The organism is Nocardia sp. NPDC052112, from assembly GCF_040680135.1.
GTDB lineage: Bacteria > Actinomycetota > Actinomycetes > Mycobacteriales > Mycobacteriaceae > Nocardia.
Map to the genome: position 1 here is coordinate 218,273 of NZ_JBFAWD010000010.1, position 20,723 is coordinate 238,995.

A 20,723-nucleotide genomic window follows, 5' to 3' on the forward strand; every position below is an offset into this window, starting at 1 on the left:
ATCAATACCGACTATACACTAGTCGCTCTGACCAACCATTGACGGTCGTGTTGAAACGATACCTGCACTCGATGTTCGGTAGCTTTCCGACCGAAATGCGCCAGCTGGGCCACCACAGAATGCGCCTTGGCCCGATTCTGCAATTCCGCTTCGGCCCGATCCCAGTTGCGAACCGATATATCGCGTTCGACAGCGGAGGCCAGCCATTGTGTATAGTCGGCCGGTTCGAGCGCGATGGCGACATCAGCGATATCGAGAATCGGCGGTGCCGTACTGATCGAACCGTCGACGATAAGCAGACCGTCACCCTGCAGCGCCGGAACTTGCTGTACACCATCGAAACAACCGAGACTCCAGGAGTACATATCGACCACGGTATCGGAGGCACCATCGGATACCGAAGTAATGGTGGCCATCAGTTTATCGATCTCATGCGCTTCGGCGGATGAACCGTCCAACTGTTTGATCAGCCGGTCATGCCGTGTCATTATCGCCGATTCGGTTGCCAGGGCGTATGCCGGCCCGCGCCAAGCCGAAACAACTCGATGGGAAAGCAAAGTCTTTCCCATAAATGGGTATCCACCGATACACAACACGAGTGGACGTCCCCCGGACTTTCTCGGTACCGATTCCAGGCCGCGAACCAAGCATTCGACCAGCCCCCCGCTTCCTTCGAATTCGATCGAAGGAACATTCAAATTGTCAAACATACTCGACCGTTCCTGGTCTCTATATGGCATTCGCCGAAATCATCGATGCGGAAGTCGGCGAGCTCGGAACTGCCGGTCCCCACCTGGATACAGGCCAGCCCTGCGGCCTTCGCAGCACGCATGCCAGCATCGGAGTCCTCGAACGCGATCACGTCGGCACTGGCGATTCCCAGTCGAGCGATGGCCATTCGATACGGATCAGCATGTGGTTTCGACGTGGCGACATCCGACCGGCAGATAACCACATCCGGCAGCCTATTGTCCCAGAATTGATTCAATAGAGCTTCCACCGACTCCCGACTGCTACTGGATACCAGAGCAATTCGAATGCCAGCCGATTGCGCGGCGGAAACAAGACTCGTCACGCCGTGCAGCAGCGCGACACCATCGGCAAGATACTCCGGGTATACCTCCCGTTTTTTCGCTTCCACCAGCGGCCACTCGTCCTCGGTGCAGTATTGCGAAAGAAATTCCCGCGGACTCATTGCACCCAGGATGCAGCGCTCGATGTAGTCTTCGACATCGAATTCTCGCCCGTTCACGGACCATAGCGCGCTCAACCACGCCTTGGCGTGTATCGGATCAGTATCGGCTAGCGTTCCGTCGACGTCGAATGCCAGTGCTGCTATCGACCTACAGAACTTCGCGGGACCGAACACCAACCCCCTCCGATCACGTCGGCTGCCTGACTCCGGATCGGTACGATGATAGTCGAAGCCATACCCGCCGCGCAATATGGAGGATAGGCGTCCACTTATTGTTGTTGTGTCATAAAACATTCGCCCGCCAGTCCACGGACCGCATCCGAAGCAGTCGCATGGCATCGAGAACCACCCGAGGAAAGATCTTGTATCGCAATGGTATCCACCTCCTTCCGGAAACATCCGAACGGCAGTTGTCATCGATATACGGAGAAACCGACCGGCTCGATGTGACACCACTCTCCGGCAACCGTTGGCTGACGGATGGGATATGGCGAATCGCGTCGGCCGAACGTTCCGTCGTCCTGAAACACGTGACAGCAGATCCTGGCGGCGACACCTCACCGTGGGGGATGCACTGGACTTATCGCAGCGATATCGAGACACATTGGAATTACTGGCGTCGAGAATTCCTTGCATATCGGAGCGAAATTCCGGCATTATTCGGATCGGCCGGACTGCGGTCGCCCGATCTGATCGCCTACGAAGACGGCGGCAACTACGTGGATCTGTGGCTCGAAGAATGCACCGCACCGGCGGTCACCACATGGTCTCCGCAGCAGTATATCGATGCAGCCCGACTGCTCGGCACGACGCAAGGCCGACTGACCGCGCAAGGCCTCGTCCCAGAACATTCGTGGTTCTGCCGGAACTACATCGGCGATTATCAGTCCGAGAAGCCTTTCGATTTCTCGATCGTATTCGACGACTCGGCCTGGCAAGTGCCGCTGATCGAAGACAATTTCTCGATCGCCCTTCGGCAGCGGCTGCGAAATTTCGTCGACACCCGGTCGGAGCTGCACGAAATTCTGGCATCGGTTCCGGTGACACTGTGCCACAACGACTTCTGGACCCGAAATCTCTTCGGTGATACAGCGGCGATCTCGGTCATCGATTGGTCTTTTGTGGGTGCTGGACCGTTGGGGTCCGATATCGCCAACCTCGTGCTCAGCGCCGGGTTCGACGGTTTCATCGAGCCGCATGACCTGCCAGGGTTCGCCTCGTCCGTATTCGACGGCTATTCGGCCGGACTCGTATCCGGCGGTTGGAATGGCGATACGCCAGCTGCCCGTCTCGGCATGTGGTGCTCGGCCGTGAAGTATGTATGGGTCGTCCCGGGCATACTACGCAGCGCCGCGGACCCGACCCATCCGATCTATGTCGGTTACGGGGGTGCGAGCTTCGATGCACACGTCAGCAGGGTGGCCACCACATTGGGGCATGCGGTCGACTGGATCGAGAACGCACTCACGTCGTAATCACAACCGGGACCGATCCGTCGTGCCGATGTTTTCGGCTGGGGCCGCTACCCGATACCTGCGAGCGCACTCGGCCCCACCACAGCCGATCAGGAACAGCTGCCGCCGGACAGTTCGTCCAGGTGCTCGGAGATCACCGTGGCGAGCCGGTCCAGGATGCTCGTTCCCTCGGAGAGGCTGCCCGAATCGGGTTGGGTGGCAATGGCGACCGCGATCTGACCGCCCGGTCCCTGGATCAGACCGAATTGGCGGATCAGATAGTTGCCGGAGGTGTCGGGCCCCCAGCCGCCCTTGAATTCCGCGTCCTTGAGTTCGCCGAGGCCCCAGCGCTGACTCGACGTGATCTGTTCCATCAGATCGATCACGTCCGAGCTCTGTGCTACGCATGGCAGCCGGGAGGCGAACCGAACCTGTTCGGTGAGCGCCCAATCCGCCTGCCCGAATGCCGAGACATCGGAACGCGTCCTGGTGGCGGGCACGGTGGTCTTGGTATCGCCGCCCTCACGCAGCACGGTCTCGACCGCCTTGGCCGCCTCTTGGCCGGTGCCGAGCGACTGCCAGAGCGTATCGGCCGCCGTGTTATCGGACTGGGTGATCGCCGCCGTCGCCGCGTAGCTCGAGCTGGTCGAACTCTTACGCAGCGAGGCGATGACCAGCGGCACCTTCATCGTCGACCAGGCGGGTCCGGTCGTCCAATCGCCGAAGGTCACCATCTTCTCGCCGCCGACCGGCATGATCGCCATGCCCAACTTGCCGTGCACGCTCAACTGCAGTTCCTGGAAACCGGCGGCCAGCGTGCCCGGCACCGTGACGGACAGGTGCTGCTGGTCGGTGTGCGCGGCGGCCGCGGTGATGCTGGGCTCCGCGGAGTGTTTGTCGGCGTCCGTACCACATCCGGCCACGACGAGGAGTCCGGCCAGCGCGGTACCGCCGACCGCTTTGCGCAGGCGCCGGGATAGCTCAAAATACATACTTCGACACATTCTCGTTTCGAACTCCCCCGCGTTGCGATGTCAACACGGCATCCCGACACCGTACTTGGCATCGACACCGACCGCCCACCGCAACCGCGCCGACGCACCGAACCCCGAACAGCGACAATGGCTTACGGCGAGGTCAATCGGCATGTACACCGTAATGCGCCCGCTCGGTGCCACCGGTCGTCCATGACCGCGCGCTGCCGCCCTCATCCGCGAACTCCTTGTGTTCATCGCCTCGCAACGTACTCGACAAATCCGACATAGCCCACTTTTCGTGGTACCAGTGGTACAGCGCGTCCCGAAGGAGCGGGCGTGTCGCCCTGGCGCGCAGACTCGAGGGCGGCGCAGGATAGTTCGATGGAGCTGACTTCGGTACCCATCGACAAACCGGACGATCTCAACGTCATCCTCGGACAGGCCCACTTCATCAAGACGGTCGAGGACCTGCACGAGGCACTGGTCGGGATCAGTCCGCATCTGCGTTTCGGGTTGGCATTCTGTGAGGCATCCGGGCCGCGGCTGATCCGGACCTCTGGCAATGACGACGATCTGACCGAGCGCGCCACCAGGAATGCCATAGCGGTCGGCGCGGGACATTCGTTCATCGTTTTCCTGCGTGAGGGCTATCCGGTCAATGTGCTGAATGCGGTGCGGCAGATCCCCGAAGTCTGTGGAATCTTCTGTGCCACAGCCAATCCGGTCGAGGTATTGATTGCCGAGACCGAATTGGGCCGCGGAATTGTCGGAGTTGTCGACGGCGGCGCACCGCTCGGCGTCGAAGGCCCCGACGACAGAGCAGCCCGCAAACAACTATTGCGCCAGATCGGTTACAAGCTGTAGCGGGCGAATTCCAGATTGCCGACGGTCAACGATCGGTGACGGGATCGTCCAGCAGGACACAGCGAGTGCGGGTGTAGATCGTCGGCATGCATTCGTTGCAGTGGATACATGCCGATCGCGTGCCTTGATCGGCTTGGATTCGGAGCAGGAGGTCTGGTTCGCGCAGTAGGGCGCGGCCCATGGCGACGAATTCGAAACCCTCGGCCATTGCCGTGCGCATGGTGTCGAGATCGGTTATGCCGCCCAACAGGATGAGTGGCATCGATAGTTCGCTGCGGAACTGGCGGGCGCGTTCGAGCAGGTAGGCGTCGCGGTATGGATACTCGCGCAGGAACGCACGACCCATCAGGCGGAAGCCCCAGCGTGCCGGTGCGGGAAGGACTTTCGCGAATTCCTTGCGTGGTGCGGTGCCGTGGAACAGGAGCATCGGGTTGAGCAGAGAGCTGCCCGCGGTGAGTTCCAGGGCGTCGAGTGCACCGTCGGCTTCCAGCCGGGCGGCGACCTGCAATGACTCCGGAATCGAAAGGCCGCCGCGCACACCGTCTTCCATATTCAGCTTCGCGGTGACGGCCAAGCGGTCGCCGACCGCATCGCGCACGGCCATCGCGACCTCGCGGGCGAGCCGGGCGCGATTGGCCGGGGAGCCACCGTATCGATCCTTGCGCCGGTTCAACAACGGGCTCAGGAACGAACTCACCAAATAGTTGTGGCCGAAGTGGATTTCGACCGCATCGAAGCCAGCCTGCTCGGCCAGTCGTGCGGCGTTCGCGTAATCGGCTATGACCGTGGCGATTTCGGATGCGTTCGGAACGTGCATGGGCCGCATACCGAGCGGGCTGAACATTCGGCTCGGTGCCAGTGCGGGTGCGCGATTGGATGCGGCATTGGCCACCGGGCCCGCATGGCCGATCTGAGCGCTGGCGGCGGCACCTTCGGCGTGTACGGCGTCGGTGAGTTCGCGCAGTCCCGCAACGGCTTCCGGACGCATCCAGATCTGGTGCCGGTCGGTGCGGCCCCCGGGGGATATCGCGCAGTAGGCGACGGTGGTCATGCCGACACCACCCGCGGCGATTTCGCGATGGAAGTCGATCAGATCGTCGGTGACCAGTGCGTCCGGTGTTCGTCCCTCGAAGGTCGCGGCCTTGATCACCCTGTTGCGCAAGGTGATCGGGCCGAGTGTCGCCGGTGCGAATACTTCGTTCATCATTTCTCTCCTGCCGCGGTCAGTCCGGCGACCACGAAATCGCGCAGCGTGCGGACCGCATCGTCGGACAGTTCGCGCTCCCCCGTGCCGATGCCGCCGAACTGGACGATGATCAGGTCGAACGCCAATCCCCAGCGCCGCCGACTCTCGTATTCGCTCAGCTCCGGCAGCAAGCCGACCCAGGCGTCCATGCGGAACCAGTGCCGCTGCCACATCGTCGGGTGCCGACCGAGTACGAATTGGGCCAATAGCCGCAGGTGCAGCCGCCCGACGGGATCGGCCGCCAAACCGATGAACGGCTCGATCACCGCGTCCACCAGCACCGATACCGAACCGTGCGCGGCCGTCACCGCGGTCAACCGTTCCGCCCACAAGGACCCGAGCCGGTCCTCCAGCAATGCCGCGACCAGCGCTTCCTTCGAGCCGAAGTGATAGTGCACCGCAGCGGGGTTGGCCCCGGCCGCCGCGCAGATCGCCCGCACCGAGACGTCGTCGTACCGCTCGGTCAGCAATAGTCGCTCGGCCGCCAGCAATAGCCGTTCGCGCGTGCCCGCCGCGGCCGCCTGTTCCACCATGACCGAAGTCAACCACGTTTCCATCATCGATTCAATCATTGTTTGAATCGATGATTGCCAACCGCGGCGGGCCTAGCATGGAGCTACCTCCAGAGCTCAACGCGAGGAGCAGTATGCGGCGACAATGACCAGTTCAGGACGGGAGCATGATAAGCAAGCACGTCACCTACCGCAGAATCTATGAAACGCCGATTCCGTCGGACGGCACCCGCGTGCTGGTCGATCGGGTCTGGCCGCGCGGGGTGCGCAAGCAGGATGCGCACCTGGACGAATGGATGCGCGACATCGCACCGTCGACCGAACTACGCAAGTGGTACGGACACCAGCCGGAACGCTTCACCGAATTCCGTCGCCGATATCTGGCCGAACTGCGCGATCCCCAGCACCGCGACGCCGTCGAGCAGTTGCGGGCGATTGCCCGCGAACATCCGGTGACCTTGCTGACCGCCACCAGCGACATCGACCACAGCCAGGCCGCAGTGCTCGCGAACTGGATTGCGGCAGAGTCGAATTCGCCGGAACGCTAGCCGATGTCACGGGCAGTTCCGCGGTGCGCGGGCATGGCGCCGGGATCCTCCGGCCACGCGTGCTTCGGGTAGCGACCACGCAGGTCGCTGCGGACCTGCGGCCACCCGGTGCGCCAGAACGACGCCAGATCCGCGGTGATCGCGACGGGGCGTTGAGCGGGCGAGAGCAGATGCAGCACGATCGGGACTCGCCCATCGGCCAGCGACGGTGTCTGTGTCCAACCGAAGACCTCCTGTACCTTGACCGCGAGCACCGGCGGGTCGCTCGAATAGTCGAGACGGATGCGACTGCCGGAGGGCACCGGCAGGCGCTCCGGCGCGAGTTCGTCCATGCGCGCGGCATCGGGCCACGGCAGCAGGCGACGCAATGCCTGTCCCGCATCGATGCGTTCGAGGTCGGCGCGCCGGCGCGCCGTCGCGAGTTCGGGGCCGAGCCAGGTGTCGGCATCGGCCAGCAGTGATTCGTCATCGACCGGCGGCCAAGGAGCGCCGAGCGTGCGGTGCAGGAAGTCGAGGCGCTGACGCAGGGCAACCGCATCGGAATCCCAGTGCAGCAGAGCGAGTCCGGTCGCATTCAGCCCGCATCGCACTGCCGAGCTGAGCAATTGGCGATCCGGATCACGAATCTGCCGCTCCGACAACATGATCGCGCCCAGTCTTTCGACCCGACGGGCGACCACATCACCGTCGACCCAATCCACCTCGTCCGTGATCTCCAGCAGATTCGACGCCGCACGGCGGGCGAGCTTTTCGTCGGCGATCGCGGCCAACCGAATCCGGCCCTCGGAACGCCCCGGATCGCGTGTCGCCACCGCGACCGCCAGCCACTCCGCATCACCCAGCCCAGAACCCGGCGGCAGCGTCACCGCGGTGCCGCCGGCCATCAGGTAGCTCGTCGAGCCCGGACTGCGCCGCCGCGCCAACCGTTCCGGATGGGCCAGTGCGACAACGAGGGCCGGATCGTCGTCGCCTTCGGTCGCGTCGACCGATCGCGACAGACGCTCGACCTCCCGCCGCCAGCGCCCCGGTCGCTCACGCCGCAATACGCGCAGACCGGCGACCAGATCGGTGCCGGGCATGACGGTGTCATCGTCGAGGACCGCGACCACTTCCGCGGCCGCCCTCGTGCCGACCACAGCGGCACCGTCGAGCAGCGCTCGCGCCAATCGGGGATGCAGTCCGACTCGTGCCATATGTCGCCCGCGCTCGGTCACCTCCCCAGTTCCGGCCACGGCTCCCAACGCGCGCAATACATCTCGACCGGCGGCCAATCCACCCCGCGGCGGTGCATCCCACCACGCGAGACCATGGCCATCGGGGGTACCCCAACACGCGAGCTCCAACGCCAGACGCGTCAGATCCGCCGTGCGAATCTCCGGCTCCGGATAGGCGGGCAGCGTACCGTTCTCGTACTCCGGCCAGCAGCGCCATACCTTCCCCGCGGCCTCACGTCCGGCGCGCCCAGCCCGTTGCTCGGCCACAGCAGCCGAAACCCGAACTGTCGCAAGACCGGACAACCCACGTCCACGGTCGATGCGCGGCACCCGAGCCAGTCCCGAATCCACCACGGCCCGCACCCCTGGAACCGTCAAACTGGATTCGGCCACCGCGGTGGACAACACCACGCGCCGCCGCGCACCGGGCCGCAACGCGATGTCCTGTCCGGCAGCGGAAAGCCTGCCGTGCAACGGAACCACATCCACGTCCACATCGGCCAGCAGATCGGTGGTCCGACGGATTTCAGCCGCTCCAGGCAGGAAAACGAGCACATCGCCGTCGACTACGGCGAGCGCCGCCCGCGTGGCGCGCGCCACCTGCGCTTCGGCCCGTTCCCTCGGCAACGGCGGAACGTATGTCGTCTCCACTGGAAAGCTCCGGCCCCGCACCTGCACCACCGGCGCCGCCCGGTCACCGCCCAGGAGCGCCGAAAGACGTTCGGCCGCAACAGTTGCCGATGTCGCGAGGACCCGCAGATCCGGCCGCAAACCGGCCCGCGCGTCCAGCAGCAATGCCAACAGCAAGTCCGCGTCGAGATGCCGCTCGTGACATTCGTCGAGGACAACGACATCCGCGCCCGCCAACTCGGGATCACCCTGCAACCGCCGTACCAGCAACCCGGAGGTGACGACCTCGATCCGGGTCCGGGCACCCACCCGCCGATCTCCCCGGACCGAATACCCGACCGTCTCCCCCACCGACTCACCCAACAACGCGGCCATCCGGCCCGCCGCCGCTCGCGCCGCCAACCGCCGAGGCTCGGCCACCACGACCCGTCCGACGGCCTCCAATGCCAACGGCACCAATGTCGTCTTCCCGGTTCCCGGGGGCGCGACCAACACAGCGGTGCCACGCTCGGTCAATGTCGCGACAATGCGATCGAGCGCGCCCCGCACGGGCAGATCAGGAAGCTCAGGCAGTTTCATTGCCAAACAGTCTGCAGGCCCGCTGTCAGGAGACGTACTTCGATACCGTATCGGTGCGAACTTCCCACCCGGGACCTCGCCCCTGCCGATGAGGCACCCGAAACCTGACCTGGTAATGCTCGGCAAGCGGGCAGCACCGCCTGGCATTTCCGTACTGCCACAGTGTCGCGATACGGAACTCACGCCTGGCGAATCGGGCAGTCGACCGAAGAACAGGTGCAGGACGACCCGTCCGGAACCGGGAGTCAGTGCGAGCACTTGTGCCGACGAGCACTCGCTCGACCCGGTACCCGCCCGCAGCGGGTAGTGCGGTGACTACGGTGCCGCACCCGACGCCTGCAACCGCGGGGAAGGGTCCGGTCGCCTACCGCGTAGCACGCCTCCGGGTGTATCGACGAATATCAGAAGCGAGCCTCCTCGCAGACGCTTCTACAGCCATAGTTGGACGTCGACCTCGGCATTTCCAGAGCCAAGGCTCGACACCAGCACGGCCGCAGTGCGCACACTCACCGCCCTGACGGCCTGTTTTGCCCAGATTTCCCTGAAACATATTGTGCTGCAGCAATACCCATGCTCGCAACAGGTTCGCTACCATGGACATGTGCGGATCGGAGTCGGGCTCTCCACCGCGCCGGAAGCGTGGCAGGCGGGCATGGAAGCCGCAGCGGACGCTCGCGATCAGATCGCGGACGAGACGCTGTCGCTTGCTGTGCTGCTGGCATCACGAGCACATACCGACGATGCCGCGGCCGTACTAGCCGGCGTCCACCAGACGGTTCAGGTGCCCGCACTCGTCGGATGTGTGGCGCAGGCAATCGTGGCCGGCCGCCGTGAGATCGAGGACGAGCCCGCGGTGGTGGTATGGCTGGCATCCGGATTGCCCGCCGCCCCCGAGACCTTCCGACTTGATTTCGTTCGCACGGCGACCGGCGGGCTACTCGCGGGCTACCGTTTCGACAAGGCCGCACACGACTTCCATCTGCTGCTGCCGGACCCGTTCTCGTTCCCCGCCGACATTCTGCTCCAGCACCTGAATACCGATCGGCCCGGCACCACCGTGATGGGCGGGCTGGTGAGCGGCGCGTATGGGCCGGGCGGCTGCAGGCTGTTCCACGACCGCGAGGTGGTGACCTCCGGCGCAGTCGGCGTGCGACTTCCCGGCCTGCACGGTGTCCCCATCGTGTCGCAGGGCTGCCGACCGATCGGCTATCCATATATCGTCACCGCCGCGCGTGGCGCGCTGATCACCGAATTGGGCGGCCGAGCGCCGATCGAGCGGTTGCGCGAGATCGTCGAGGTGCTCTCACCCGAACAGCAGGAGCTGGTGACGCACGGACTGCAGATCGGCATCGTGGTCGACGAGCATCTGGCAGAACCCGGGCAGGGCGATTTCCTGATCCGCGGCCTCCTCGGTGCCGACCCGTCGAGCGGTGCGATCGAGATCGGCGAGGTCGTCGAGGTCGGCACGACCGTGCAGTTCCAGGTCCGCGACGCGGTCGGGGCCGACGAGGATCTGCGTGCGGCCCTCGTCCAAGTGGGTTCGGACCTGCCGGGACGCCCGGCGGGTGCGTTGCTGTTCACGTGCAACGGACGGGGTCGGCGGATGTTCGGGGTCGCCGACCACGACGCCGCGACGATCGAGGACCTGCTCGACGGCATACCGCTCGCGGGCATCTTCGCCGCGGGCGAGATCGGTCCCATCGCCGGCCGCAATGCATTGCACGGATTCACGGCATCGATGGCGGTATTCGTCGAATGAGCGTCGACCTGCGGGTCTACGCCGAGCTGAACGACTTCCTACGGCCCGATGAGCGGTACACGGTGCTGCGGCGACCGTTCCGTCCGCACCAGACCGTAAAGGACGTCATCGAGGCGGCCGGCATCCCGCATACCGAAGTCGACCTGGTGCTGGTCAACGGGCAACCGGTGACCTTCGGCCAACGCCCGCGCCACGACGATCGGATCACCGCCTATCCCGTATTCGAGACCCTGGACATCGGCCGGGTTACCAGGGTGCGCCCGTACCCGCTGCGCGAGCCGCGCTTCGTCGTCGACGTCAATCTCGGCGGCCTCGCCAAACTGATGCGGCTGATGGGCCTCGACGTGCACTGCCGATGGGACGCCGACGATGCCGCACTCGCCGAACTGTCGGCGGCCGAGCACCGGATCCTGCTCACCCGCGACCGTGGACTGCTCAAGCGGCGCAACGTAACTCACGGCGTATACATCCGGTCGGACCAGCCGGTCGAGCAGATCGTCGAGCTGATCCGACGGCTCGATCTCATGGCGTGCTTGGCGCCGTTCACCCGCTGTCTGCCCTGCGGTGGCGCCGTGGTCGCGGTCGCCAAAGCCGATGTCGAAGATCGACTACAACCACTCACCCGCCGTCATTACGACATATTTCGGCAGTGCCGCGACTGCGGCCGGATCTACTGGCAGGGCTCGCACCAGGTCCGGCTCAACGCCACGGTGGCGGCGATACGCGCTGAACTGAATCAATCCTGACACCACGAGCGATGTAGCCGGCTCACCGTTTACCGAGCTGATTCGGCACAAACGACCAATCGCCACCACCTTTGAGTTCCAGCCGGGCGGTGTGATGCTGATCGACCGTTGTGCGGTGGGCCGTGCTGATCAGGATGAGGTCGGGGAGCTCGGCGCGGATGAGGGTATAGAGGGCGAATTCCAGACCTTCATCGACGGCAGAGGTGGCCTCGTCGAGAAATGCCGCCTCGGGGCGGATCAGAATTATCCGAGCAAATGCCAATCGCTGCTGTTCACCGGGCGACAGAATATTCGCCCAATCGGCCTGCTCGTCCAACCTAGTTTCCAGATGGCCGAGCTGCACCTTGATGAGGACCGCGCGCACCGCCGCATCGGAGGCGCTGTCGGGTGCCGCGGGATAGGTGACGGCCGCGCGCAGATCGCCCAGCGGCAGGTACGGCAATTGCGAGATGAACAGGGTGGCGCCGGCCTCGGGCCGACCGACGACACCCCGGGTGTAGGGCCACATCTCGGCGATGGCACGCAGCAACGTCGTCTTGCCGCTCCCGGAAAGCCCCTTGACGACCACCGCATCGCCGCTGCGCAGCCGCAGATTCAACGCCGCGATCAGGACCGCGCCGTCGGGCTTCGATACGTCGACCGCGGTCAACTCCACCGATCCGTCCAACGCGCGCACGCCGATGGTGGGCAGTTCGCGCGATTGCGCGCTCGCATCGACAAGTCCGTACAGGCGCATCAGGGTCGCGCGAAAGGCCGCGAATTGGCTGTAGCTATTGCGGAAGAAGGACAGCGACTCCTGGATCTGCCCGAATGCGGTGCCGGTCTGCGTGACATCGCCGAGGGTGAGCGTCCCGGCGAAGAAGTGCGGCGCCTGGATGAGCCAGGGAAATACCCTGGCCGTCTCGGTCGCCGCCTGATTCCAGCCGATGAACCGGGTAGTGAACAGAACCAGGCGATAGTAGACGCGCAGCACTTCCGTGAATAGCGTACGCAATCCGGCATTTTCCGTGCCCCCGCCGCGGTAGAAGGCGATGCGCTCGGCATTCTCACGCAATCGGACCAGTGCATAGCGGAAGTCCGCCATCACCGCCTGATATCGGAAACCGAGCCGGATCAGTGGGCGGCCGAGCCGGAAGGCGATGGTCGTGGCCGCCAGTACGTAGGCGAATACCAGGAACACCATTGCCCGTGGAATTTCGAAGCCGACAAGCGTCAGCGGCTCCGAAAGGTCCCACAGGATTCTGGTGAAGGACACCACCGACACCACGGCGGTGACCGCCCCGAGCGACAGCAAGCGTGCACTCGCGATCATGTCGCCGACATCCTGCTGGATGCGCTGATCCGGGTTGTCGATGGGTTCGTCGATGAATCGGGCCCGATAGTAGGCCCGATCGCCGATCCACGTTCCGGTGAGACTGTCGGTAAGCCAACGGCGCCAGACGATTTCGAAGATCTGACCGAGATAGAAATCCAACTGGGTGCGCAATACTTCGACCGAGGCGAGTAAGGCGAAGATGGCCATCGAATGCCAGAACGCGTTCTGGGCGGTGCCGAGCGCGCTGTCGTCACCGCTCCCGATCGCCGCGGCGGCACTCTGCAGTGCCGAGTACATGTCATTGCCCTGATACGACAGCAGCACCTGCACTCGGACCGATGCCACGGCACTCAATAACAGCACCCCGACCAACGGAATGGCGCGCACCGCCGTCCTACCGGTGAAAAACTCGCCGGTGACCGTCCAGAAATTCTGCCCCCATGTGGTGACCCGCAGCAACAACACCGCGACAAGCAGAAAGGCAATGACGGTGATCGGGAAGGCCATGAGCAGCCACCGTGCCGACCCGGCCAGTTCGTCGCTCCAGTCTCGTGACGCAGGCACCGCAGCCTCCGATCGTTTCCGGCAGCATCGAAATCGCAGTCGAGAATTCGCCCGGCGCCGGGCGCGAGCCAACGCTACTTGCTACCCACGCGAACTCCGTGGAACCGGATCGACTCGCGGTACACAGCGGGTGCGGGTATGGATCGGCGGGTCGGGGCTCGGAATTTTGCCGGACGGCTCTATAACGCAATGGCTGGGCAGGCCGACGCTCGACCAGCGTGCTCAGTTCGATCTGCACCGCGCCCGCGACGCTGCCTGGGCCACCACGCAAATGCTCTGGATGCACCGCGACAATAAGCTGCTCCTCGAAATGACACGGCGAACATGCCACGCGCCGGACTATCACATCGGGCTCGCCGACCCCGCCGACGACGGCGAAACCCTTGTCTGCCGGGGGTGCGGCGCGAATGACCATGACCGGCAACCGATTCCGCGTCGTACCCAATGGCGCATGCGCAGCATTGCCGGTGTTCATCGCCTTCAGCTTCGCCGACGATCCGATCGCGAGCACGATTCCTCTTCGGCCTCGCGGTGCTGCGCGCGCAGACGGGGTCTGCACCGATGCGGTACGACACGCAGTGTTCGGTGACGCAGCCACACAATCGCCGGTCCGCGATGACCAACGAACCCGACCCGCTCGTACCCGGCTCCGCATTCCCGGCGAATCGAACAGGGGCCAGCGTGACGTCGCGTTTCGAACAACTCGCACCACCGGCGACGCGCGTGTCCACCTAGATAACGATCCGCCGAAGCGTCTACATCGGGCTATACATTCCGTGGATACGGCAATATGCTGCCAATCGTGTCGAATCTGCGGATCAGCGAGGTTGCCGCCTTGATGGGGGTCAGCGATGACACCGTGCGGCGGTATATCGATCAGGGGCGACTGAAAGCGATCCAGCTGGACAGCGGTCGCAAGGGCGTGAGCGGCCGCGAGCTGGCGGAATTTCTGCAGGCCAACGCGGAGGCTCCGGAACCCGGCGCCACGGTGGCTGCTTCCGCGCGGAATCGGATGCGCGGGATCGTGACACGAATCGTGAAGGACACGGTGATGGCCCAGGTCGAGATGCAGGCCGGGCCGTTCAGGTTGGTGTCGCTGCTGAGCCGGGAATCGGTCGATGAGCTCGGCCTCGAGGTCGGCAGCATCGCCGTCGCGTCGGTCAAGTCCACCCACGTTGTTGTAGAAATCCCGGAAAGTTGATGAGGATGATTCGTTCGCTGAGTGCGGTTGCCCTGACCGGCGCGGTCGCATTGACTCTGGTCGGCTGTGGATCGGACAAATCGTCCGACTCGGCCCCTACCGACAAGATCTCCGGGACGGTGACGGTATTCGCCGCCGCATCGCTGACCGAGACGTTCACCGAACTCGGCAAGCAATTCGAGGCCGCGCACCCCGGCACCAAGGTCGTCTACAGCTTCGGTGCGAGTTCGGCATTGGCGGAACAGATCAAGCAGGGCGCCCCGGTCGATGTGTTCGCCTCGGCGGCGCCGAAGAACATGCAGCAGGTCGTCGACGCGGGCGATATCACCGCCAAACCGGTGACCTTCGTGCGCAACCGCCTCGAAATCGCGGTTCCCAAGGGCAATCCCGGCCACATCATCGGACTGGCCGACTTCGGCAAGACCGAACCGAAGATCGCGCTGTGCGCCGAGCAGGTGCCGTGTGGTGCGGCGGCCAAGACCGTCTTCGATGTCGCCGGTGTCAACCCGCAGCCCGACACTCGTGAGGCGGACGTCAAAGCGGTGCTGACGAAGGTCACCCTCGGTGAAGTGGACGCTGCGCTGGTCTACCGCACCGACGTCAAGGCCGCGGGCGACAAGGTCGAGGGCATCGACTTCCCCGAGGCCGACAAGGCGATCAACGACTACCCGGTCGCACCGCTGGCCAAGGCTCCCAACTCCGCCGCCGCCTCGGCATTTGTCACGTTCATCGAGTCCGACCAAGCCCGCGCGGTATTCACCGAGGCGGGATTCGACAACCCGTGATCCGGACGTCGGCGCGACGGCGGGCAACACGTGGGCGGCGACCGCTCATCCTCGTGCTGCCCGCCGTCTGCGGCTTGGCGTTCCTATTGTTGCCGTTGGTCGGGCTCCTGCTGCGCGCACCGTGGCGCAGCATGCCCGACCGATTGTTCAGCGCCGAAGTCGGCCAGGCACTGCGCTTGTCGCTGATATGCGCGAGCTCGGCGACTGTCGTCTGTCTGGTATTCGGTATCCCGCTGGCGTGGCTGCTCGCGCGCGGCGAGATGCCCGGACTCGGATTCGTCCGAGCGCTGGTGACCGTCCCACTGGTATTGCCGCCGGTCGTCGGCGGGGTCGCCTTGCTACTCGTTTTGGGCAGGCGCGGAATCATCGGCCGGCATTTGAACGAATGGTTCAGTGTCTCACTGCCTTTCACCACCGCCGGGGTCGTGGTCGCCGAGGCGTTCGTGGCGATGCCGTTTCTGGTCATCTCCGTCGAAGGTGCACTGCGCGGAGCCGACCCCCGCTACGAGGAAGCCGCCGCCACCCTCGGTGCCTCGCGCTGGCTGATCTTCCGGCGGGTCACCATGCCCGCGATCATGCCGGGCGTGATCGCGGGCGCGGTGCTGTGCTGGGCCCGTGCCCTCGGCGAATTCGGTGCCACCATCACCTTCGCGGGCAACTTCCCCGGCAAGACCACGACCATGCCGCTGGCGGTATACCTCGCCTTGGAAACCGATCCCGAGGACGCGATCGTGCTCAGCCTGGTACTGCTATTCGTATCGGTGGTCGTACTCGCGGCGCTGCGGGACCGGTGGACACGAGGTGCGATGTGACCCTCGAAGCCGAAATACGCATCACCCGAGAAAGATTCGAACTCGACATCACCGTCACCGTGTCAGCCGGGGAAGTCGTCGCACTGCTCGGCCCCAACGGAGCGGGCAAAACCACCGCACTGCGGGCGCTGGCCGGACTCACCCCACTCACCGGCGGACGCATCCGTCTCGACGAAAACACCTGGGACGCACCGCCGAAGCTGTTCACCCCCGCCGAGCGACGCGCGGTCGGCGTCGTATTCCAGGACTACCTGCTGTTCGCGCACATGTCCGCCCAGGACAACGTCGCTTTCGGACTGCGCGCCCGCGGACAGCACCGCCGCGCGGCCCGCGACCGCGCCGAATATTGGCTCGACCGGGTCGGCCTCGCCGAACACCTACACGCCAAACCACGCGCACTGTCCGGCGGACAGGCGCAACGCGTCGCCCTGGCCCGCGCACTCGCGACCGACCCACAACTGCTGCTACTCGACGAACCGCTGGCCGCACTCGACGCCAGCACCCGCTTACAGGTTCGAACCGACCTCGCCCACCACCTCACCGATTACACCGGGCATACGGTGCTGGTCACCCACGACCCGCTCGACGCCATGGTGCTCGCCGACCGCCTCGTCATCCTCGAGGACGGCAACATCATCCAGGAAGGACCACCCGGCGAAGTGGCCCGCCGACCACGCTCCGACTATGTCGCAAGCCTGGTGGGCCTCAACCTCTATCGCGGCACCGCCCACGGCAACACCGTCGACCTCGACGGCGGCGCAACACTCACCGTGGCCGAACCGGCCCAGGGTGCGGTCCATGTCGCGTTCCCTCCCAACGCGGTGAGCCTGCACCCCGAACAACCCGCGGGCAGCCCGCGAAACACCTGGCCGGTCACCATCATCGGGCTCGAACAGCACGCCCACACCACGCGAGTCCGCCTCGACGGCAGCCCAACGGTTCTCGCCGATGTCACCCCGGCCACTGTCGCCGAACTGCGCCTACACCATGGCGCGCAGTTGTGGGCAGCGCTCAAAGCGACCGAGATCAACACCTACCCGGCATGACGCCACCACGCGGCGGGTGCCCGTCCGAAACATCCATCCAGGACCGCCGCCACTGGCACCCGACACTTCCACCCGGCCGCGCCCGCACGATGTGGGTCGACCAGCACGGCGCGGTCGCCTATCCGGCCGCTTGGCAGCCTTTCGGAACCGCGCCGCATGCCCCCAAGGAACTTGCGGGCGCGACCACTCAGTTGTCGGGCGTGCGACTGGTGAAATCGAAGGAGCCGCCGTCGATGCCCCAGGAGATGATCCGTTCGGGATGAATCCGAATGATCGAGCGCTCCTGGGGCGGGAACGGCGGCTCCTGGTCGTCGAGCGCCTCGGCCGTGCCGCGCACCTCGATGCCGCGAATAACGTACGGCTCCAACGAGACCTGCTGGTCGACGACGAACGACACCCGACTGCCCGCCTCGACATTGCGGTACTTGCGGCTGTTGTGCATGCGCATCCCGCCGATGTCGATGGTGCCGTCGGCATTCACCCGATAGCTGGTCGGGTTGTTCTGCACAACGCCGTCGGGCGATACCGTGGCCAGCCGACCGATCCCGGCCTCCGCGAGGAACTGCTGCTCATTCGTAGTGAAAGTCACCGATGAAGCGTAGCGGGGCTTCGGCAGCGATCGCGCCATCCTTTACTTCGTTCGGATGACGTGGACCGGTGGCAGGTTCCGGCGACGGCGACGATGTCGAACAGTTGGTGTTCGGTGAGGAGTTTGTCGATGATTTCCCGCGGGCTTCCGGCGTCGACCTGGCACTTCGGACTTCTCGTGTTCGCCACGAGCACCGGCGTCATCGCGCCCGGCGTCGATGTCGCGGTCGTCGAAGACCTCGGACTGCCTCGTTCGATCGCTCGCCTGGTGGTCAACTTCATGGGCTGTGGATGAACGGATCCGCACCGCCTCCAATTCTGCTGCCTCGACTTCCGAGACATGCTCGGCGGCATGCAGTTTCGACTGGCATGCGAGTCGGCCGCGGCGGTCATACCGCCGTGGACCATTGTGGCACTGCTCTTTTCGGGTGTTGCGGTAGCTGGTTGCGGTTGGCATCATTGGCCACCGTATGTCGTTGGTTTCCGATTCCGCGTATCACAGCCTGCAGGGTTTGTCTGTTGGCGATGCGCTGGGTGCTCAGTTCTTCGTGCCCGGTCACTCCGTCGCTGATCTGCTCGCAGGGCGAACGCCAGTGGCCCCGTGGCAGTGGACCGACGACACCGAGATGGCCTGTTCGGTGTATTCGGAAGTCCGCGGCCGCGGCGGTGTCGACCGGGACGCACTCGCGGGCGCCTTCGCCGATCGCTGCGAACCGTATCGTGGCTATGGTGGCGGCACAGTCGTTGTGCTGCACGAGATTCGCGACGGGCGCTCCTGGGAGGAAGCGGCAGGCGCTGCTTTCGGCGGGCGCGGATCATGGGGAAACGGGGCCGCGATGCGGGTCGCCCCGCTCGGGGCGTACTTCGCTGGAGACCTGCGCCGAGCGGCAGCGCAGGCCGCGCTGTCCGCCGAGGTCACCCACCGGCACCCGGAAGCGATCGTGGGCGCCATGGCGGTCGCCGTCGCGGCGAGCCATGCTGCGGTGACGCGTGGAAAAGACTGTGTACCAAGTGAATTGCTGCACGCGGTAGAGCCGTATCTGGTTGATGGCCGGACCGGGGACGGTGTCCGGCGAGCTCGAAAGCTGCTCGGCCGATCGGTAGCCGAAGCAGCTTACGAGCTCGGCAACGGCGCACAGGTCAGCGCTCAGGACACGGTGCCGTTCACGCTCTGGGCAGCCGCCACCTTTCTCTGCGACTATCCGGCCGCCGTCACCGCGTGTATCGAGGCTGGCGGGGATGTGGACACGACGGCCGCGATCGTCGGTGGAATCGTGGCAGCACACACCGGGATCGGAAGCCGAGGCACGATACGCGGAATACCGGAACAGTGGTTGTCGGCACGTGAGCCCCTGCCTGCATGGGCGACGGACTGACGCCGATCATCAGCGGGGTGAGCCAGCCGGAGACGAACGCGCGCATCTGTCGAGCGATCGCGACGTTGTCGACCCAGTCGTTGCCGCGGAGAAAGCACTGCCGATTATGTGATGTCCGGTGCAGGGTAAGTCGCTACTCGACCTCATGCTCGATGCCTTACGGCTGAAAACGACCAGCTGACCAAAATGGAAGCCAGCCCCGGAAGCGGAAGGGCCGACCACGGCACTGCCGAGGCCGCTACTCATCCGTCGACACTGTGAACTCATCGCACGGTCTGCACGCTGCGAGCCGACGTTCAACGTCTGGATCATTGGCTCGGGGAACCAACCTCTTCAGAGGAAAACACGAGCGATCTCCAGCCACTTCCGCGCGTCCTCGCCGACCGCCGTGAGGTCGGTCTCGGCCAGGGACCTGCGTTGGGTGACTCGAAGACAGAAGTCGAGGGCACTGCCCCGAACCCGTTGCCCGGCATCTTCCGGGCCCCAGACCCAGGTCCGGCCGTCGGGACCGGTCAGCTCGACACGGAACGGCTCTGCCGGAGTAGGCAATTGGGCCGCGTAGAACGACAGCTCTCGTCCTACGACCCCCAAGGAGGCCACATGTCGGAGCCGACCCGTCGGACGGTGTGCGACACCCAACGCATCGAAAACGTCCTGCCCATGAGCCCACGTTTCCATCAGCCGCAGCGGCACCATGAGCGCGGCGGTCAACTGCGAGCCATACCACGGAAACCCATGGTCCAGTGGAACATCACGCAGCGCCGCCGCCACCGCGGTACGACCGGCACGCCATTGTTCCAGCAGTACCGATCGCGGTTTCGCTGCTCCCGCGGCAGCGTCGAGATCGGCGTATCGGCTGCCTGCGGCTTCGGCCTGCTTCAGCACGGCGTCGAACGCCTCCGGGGTCCGTATGGCGATGAGAACGTTCGCATCAGCTGCAGCAAGATGAGCGATCTGGTGGGCGATCGTCCACCCCATTGCCGGCGTGTCCGTGGACCAGTCGGCCTGCGCTGACACCAGGGCGTCGAGCTCATCTCCTTCAGCCACCAAGTCGGGCAGAGCAAGATCGCGCTCCACATCGGACATGTCGAGGCCGTAATCCAACATCCGGTATCACCTTCACACACATGGTCGAACATGATCACCACCAAGGTAGACGCCGACCGCGCCACACCGCGGACGCATCCGGAAATGCCGCTGATCGGTTGTCCGGCACGCTGACTCGACGATCGGGCGGAAGGCACTCTTCTGTCGATTTCCACGCGCGCCCGACGAGTGCGGGCAACATCATCGCTTACTGTGAAGCCGTTGA

General features: G+C 64.8%; 19 protein-coding genes and 1 pseudogene. 11 read left to right on the forward strand and 9 right to left on the reverse strand.

The window, feature by feature from the left end; all coding sequences use genetic code 11:
* Positions 1-11: 11 nt before the first annotated feature.
* Both AB0L58_RS21415 and AB0L58_RS21420 read right to left on the reverse strand, forming a co-directional pair.
* Complete coding sequence (locus tag AB0L58_RS21415) at positions 12-710, reverse strand: hypothetical protein (RefSeq protein WP_364389151.1); 699 nt, start codon at positions 708-710, stop codon at positions 12-14.
* Positions 695-1,369, reverse strand: a complete 675-nt coding sequence (locus AB0L58_RS21420; RefSeq protein ID WP_364389153.1) for an HAD family phosphatase — start codon at positions 1,367-1,369, stop codon at positions 695-697. The genes AB0L58_RS21415 and AB0L58_RS21420 overlap by 16 nt, the downstream gene beginning before the upstream one ends.
* A gap of 188 nt (positions 1,370-1,557) precedes the next feature.
* Here AB0L58_RS21420 and AB0L58_RS21425 point away from each other — a divergent pair, with 188 nt between their 5' ends.
* The gene (locus AB0L58_RS21425) at positions 1,558-2,670 is read left to right on the forward strand and encodes a phosphotransferase (protein ID WP_364389154.1); all 1,113 of its coding nucleotides are present in this window, start codon (positions 1,558-1,560) and stop codon (positions 2,668-2,670) included.
* Between the two features lie 89 nt (positions 2,671-2,759).
* Here the strand turns inward: AB0L58_RS21425 and AB0L58_RS21430 are convergent, their stop codons facing one another.
* Positions 2,760-3,641: a serine hydrolase gene (locus tag AB0L58_RS21430; RefSeq protein WP_364389155.1), complete on the reverse strand. Its 882-nt coding sequence runs from the start codon at positions 3,639-3,641 to the stop codon at positions 2,760-2,762.
* A 366-nt stretch (positions 3,642-4,007) separates the two neighbouring features.
* Here AB0L58_RS21430 and AB0L58_RS21435 point away from each other — a divergent pair, with 366 nt between their 5' ends.
* Entirely contained in the window at positions 4,008-4,490 is a 483-nt protein-coding gene (locus AB0L58_RS21435; protein WP_364389156.1) for an adenosine-specific kinase, read from the forward strand.
* Positions 4,491-4,515: 25 nt separating this feature from the next.
* Here the strand turns inward: AB0L58_RS21435 and AB0L58_RS21440 are convergent, their stop codons facing one another.
* Positions 4,516-5,694 (reverse strand): NADH:flavin oxidoreductase, encoded by a 1,179-nt coding sequence (locus AB0L58_RS21440; RefSeq protein ID WP_364389254.1) that lies wholly within the window; start codon positions 5,692-5,694, stop codon positions 4,516-4,518.
* Entirely contained in the window at positions 5,694-6,296 is a 603-nt protein-coding gene (locus AB0L58_RS21445) for a TetR family transcriptional regulator (protein WP_364389158.1), read from the reverse strand. Before AB0L58_RS21445 ends, AB0L58_RS21440 begins: the two co-directional genes overlap by 1 nt.
* Before the next feature lie 119 nt (positions 6,297-6,415).
* Here AB0L58_RS21445 and AB0L58_RS21450 point away from each other — a divergent pair, with 119 nt between their 5' ends.
* Positions 6,416-6,796 (forward strand): DUF488 domain-containing protein, encoded by a 381-nt coding sequence (locus AB0L58_RS21450; RefSeq protein ID WP_364389159.1) that lies wholly within the window; start codon positions 6,416-6,418, stop codon positions 6,794-6,796.
* On the opposite strand, the gene hrpB is transcribed toward AB0L58_RS21450, so the two are convergent.
* Positions 6,793-9,219: an ATP-dependent helicase HrpB gene (gene hrpB / locus AB0L58_RS21455; protein ID WP_364389160.1), complete on the reverse strand. Its 2,427-nt coding sequence runs from the start codon at positions 9,217-9,219 to the stop codon at positions 6,793-6,795. The two genes, AB0L58_RS21450 and hrpB, sit on opposite strands and share 4 nt — an antisense overlap.
* 601 nt (positions 9,220-9,820) lie before the next feature.
* On the opposite strand from hrpB, the gene AB0L58_RS21460 reads away from it, so the two are divergent.
* Together AB0L58_RS21460 and AB0L58_RS21465 are read left to right on the forward strand one after the other, a co-directional pair.
* Positions 9,821-10,978 carry an FIST N-terminal domain-containing protein gene (locus AB0L58_RS21460; RefSeq protein WP_364389161.1) on the forward strand — a complete coding sequence of 386 codons (1,158 nt, stop codon included), beginning with the start codon at positions 9,821-9,823 and terminating at the stop codon, positions 10,976-10,978.
* Complete coding sequence (locus AB0L58_RS21465; protein ID WP_364389162.1) at positions 10,975-11,724, forward strand: Mut7-C RNAse domain-containing protein; 750 nt, start codon at positions 10,975-10,977, stop codon at positions 11,722-11,724. The genes AB0L58_RS21460 and AB0L58_RS21465 overlap by 4 nt, the downstream gene beginning before the upstream one ends.
* Positions 11,725-11,746: 22 nt before the next feature.
* Here the strand turns inward: AB0L58_RS21465 and AB0L58_RS21470 are convergent, their stop codons facing one another.
* Complete coding sequence (locus AB0L58_RS21470) at positions 11,747-13,603, reverse strand: ABC transporter ATP-binding protein/permease (protein ID WP_364389163.1); 1,857 nt, start codon at positions 13,601-13,603, stop codon at positions 11,747-11,749.
* Positions 13,604-14,405: 802 nt separating this feature from the next.
* Between AB0L58_RS21470 and AB0L58_RS21475 the strand changes: the two genes are divergently transcribed.
* The 4 genes from AB0L58_RS21475 to AB0L58_RS21490 are packed head-to-tail and all read left to right on the forward strand — an operon-like array spanning position 14,406 to position 17,447.
* Entirely contained in the window at positions 14,406-14,804 is a 399-nt protein-coding gene (locus tag AB0L58_RS21475) for a helix-turn-helix transcriptional regulator (protein WP_364389164.1), read from the forward strand.
* Complete coding sequence (gene modA / locus AB0L58_RS21480; protein ID WP_364389165.1) at positions 14,804-15,589, forward strand: molybdate ABC transporter substrate-binding protein; 786 nt, start codon at positions 14,804-14,806, stop codon at positions 15,587-15,589. Before AB0L58_RS21475 ends, modA begins: the two co-directional genes overlap by 1 nt.
* Positions 15,589-16,401, forward strand: coding sequence for a molybdate ABC transporter permease subunit (gene modB / locus AB0L58_RS21485; RefSeq protein ID WP_364389255.1), 813 nt, complete (start codon positions 15,589-15,591; stop codon positions 16,399-16,401). The genes modA and modB overlap by 1 nt, the downstream gene beginning before the upstream one ends.
* Entirely contained in the window at positions 16,398-17,447 is a 1,050-nt protein-coding gene (locus AB0L58_RS21490; RefSeq protein ID WP_364389166.1) for an ABC transporter ATP-binding protein, read from the forward strand. Before modB ends, AB0L58_RS21490 begins: the two co-directional genes overlap by 4 nt.
* 187 nt (positions 17,448-17,634) lie before the next feature.
* Here AB0L58_RS21490 and AB0L58_RS21495 read toward each other — a convergent pair whose 3' ends face one another.
* The gene (locus tag AB0L58_RS21495; protein ID WP_364389168.1) at positions 17,635-18,036 is read right to left on the reverse strand and encodes a PPOX class F420-dependent oxidoreductase; all 402 of its coding nucleotides are present in this window, start codon (positions 18,034-18,036) and stop codon (positions 17,635-17,637) included.
* 168 nt (positions 18,037-18,204) lie between these two features.
* Here AB0L58_RS21495 and AB0L58_RS21500 point away from each other — a divergent pair.
* Positions 18,205-18,324, forward strand: a pseudogene (locus AB0L58_RS21500) (type III polyketide synthase); the annotation flags it as partial.
* Positions 18,325-18,505: 181 nt separating this feature from the next.
* Positions 18,506-19,411 (forward strand): ADP-ribosylglycohydrolase family protein, encoded by a 906-nt coding sequence (locus AB0L58_RS21505; RefSeq protein ID WP_364389169.1) that lies wholly within the window; start codon positions 18,506-18,508, stop codon positions 19,409-19,411.
* 333 nt (positions 19,412-19,744) lie between these two features.
* On the opposite strand, the gene AB0L58_RS21510 is transcribed toward AB0L58_RS21505, so the two are convergent.
* Entirely contained in the window at positions 19,745-20,518 is a 774-nt protein-coding gene (locus tag AB0L58_RS21510) for a TIGR03084 family metal-binding protein (protein WP_364389171.1), read from the reverse strand.
* Positions 20,519-20,723 lie beyond the last annotated feature (205 nt).

Bases quoted from the DNA above. Each gene is read 5' to 3' on its own strand.
- AB0L58_RS21415 (WP_364389151.1), bottom strand. From the start codon at position 710: ATGTTTGACAATTTGAATGTTCCTTCGATCGAATTCGAAGGAAGCGGG.
- AB0L58_RS21430 (WP_364389155.1), bottom strand. From the start codon at position 3,641: ATGTATTTTGAGCTATCCCGGCGCCTGCGCAAAGCGGTCGGCGGTACC.
- AB0L58_RS21435 (WP_364389156.1), top strand. From the start codon at position 4,008: ATGGAGCTGACTTCGGTACCCATCGACAAACCGGACGATCTCAACGTC.
- AB0L58_RS21440 (WP_364389254.1), bottom strand. From the start codon at position 5,694: ATGAACGAAGTATTCGCACCGGCGACACTCGGCCCGATCACCTTGCGC.
- AB0L58_RS21445 (WP_364389158.1), bottom strand. From the start codon at position 6,296: ATGATGGAAACGTGGTTGACTTCGGTCATGGTGGAACAGGCGGCCGCG.
- AB0L58_RS21450 (WP_364389159.1), top strand. From the start codon at position 6,416: ATGATAAGCAAGCACGTCACCTACCGCAGAATCTATGAAACGCCGATT.
- hrpB (WP_364389160.1), bottom strand. From the start codon at position 9,219: ATGAAACTGCCTGAGCTTCCTGATCTGCCCGTGCGGGGCGCGCTCGAT.
- AB0L58_RS21465 (WP_364389162.1), top strand. From the start codon at position 10,975: ATGAGCGTCGACCTGCGGGTCTACGCCGAGCTGAACGACTTCCTACGG.
- modA (WP_364389165.1), top strand. From the start codon at position 14,804: ATGAGGATGATTCGTTCGCTGAGTGCGGTTGCCCTGACCGGCGCGGTC.
- AB0L58_RS21505 (WP_364389169.1), top strand. From the start codon at position 18,506: ATGTCGTTGGTTTCCGATTCCGCGTATCACAGCCTGCAGGGTTTGTCT.
- AB0L58_RS21510 (WP_364389171.1), bottom strand. From the start codon at position 20,518: ATGTTGGATTACGGCCTCGACATGTCCGATGTGGAGCGCGATCTTGCT.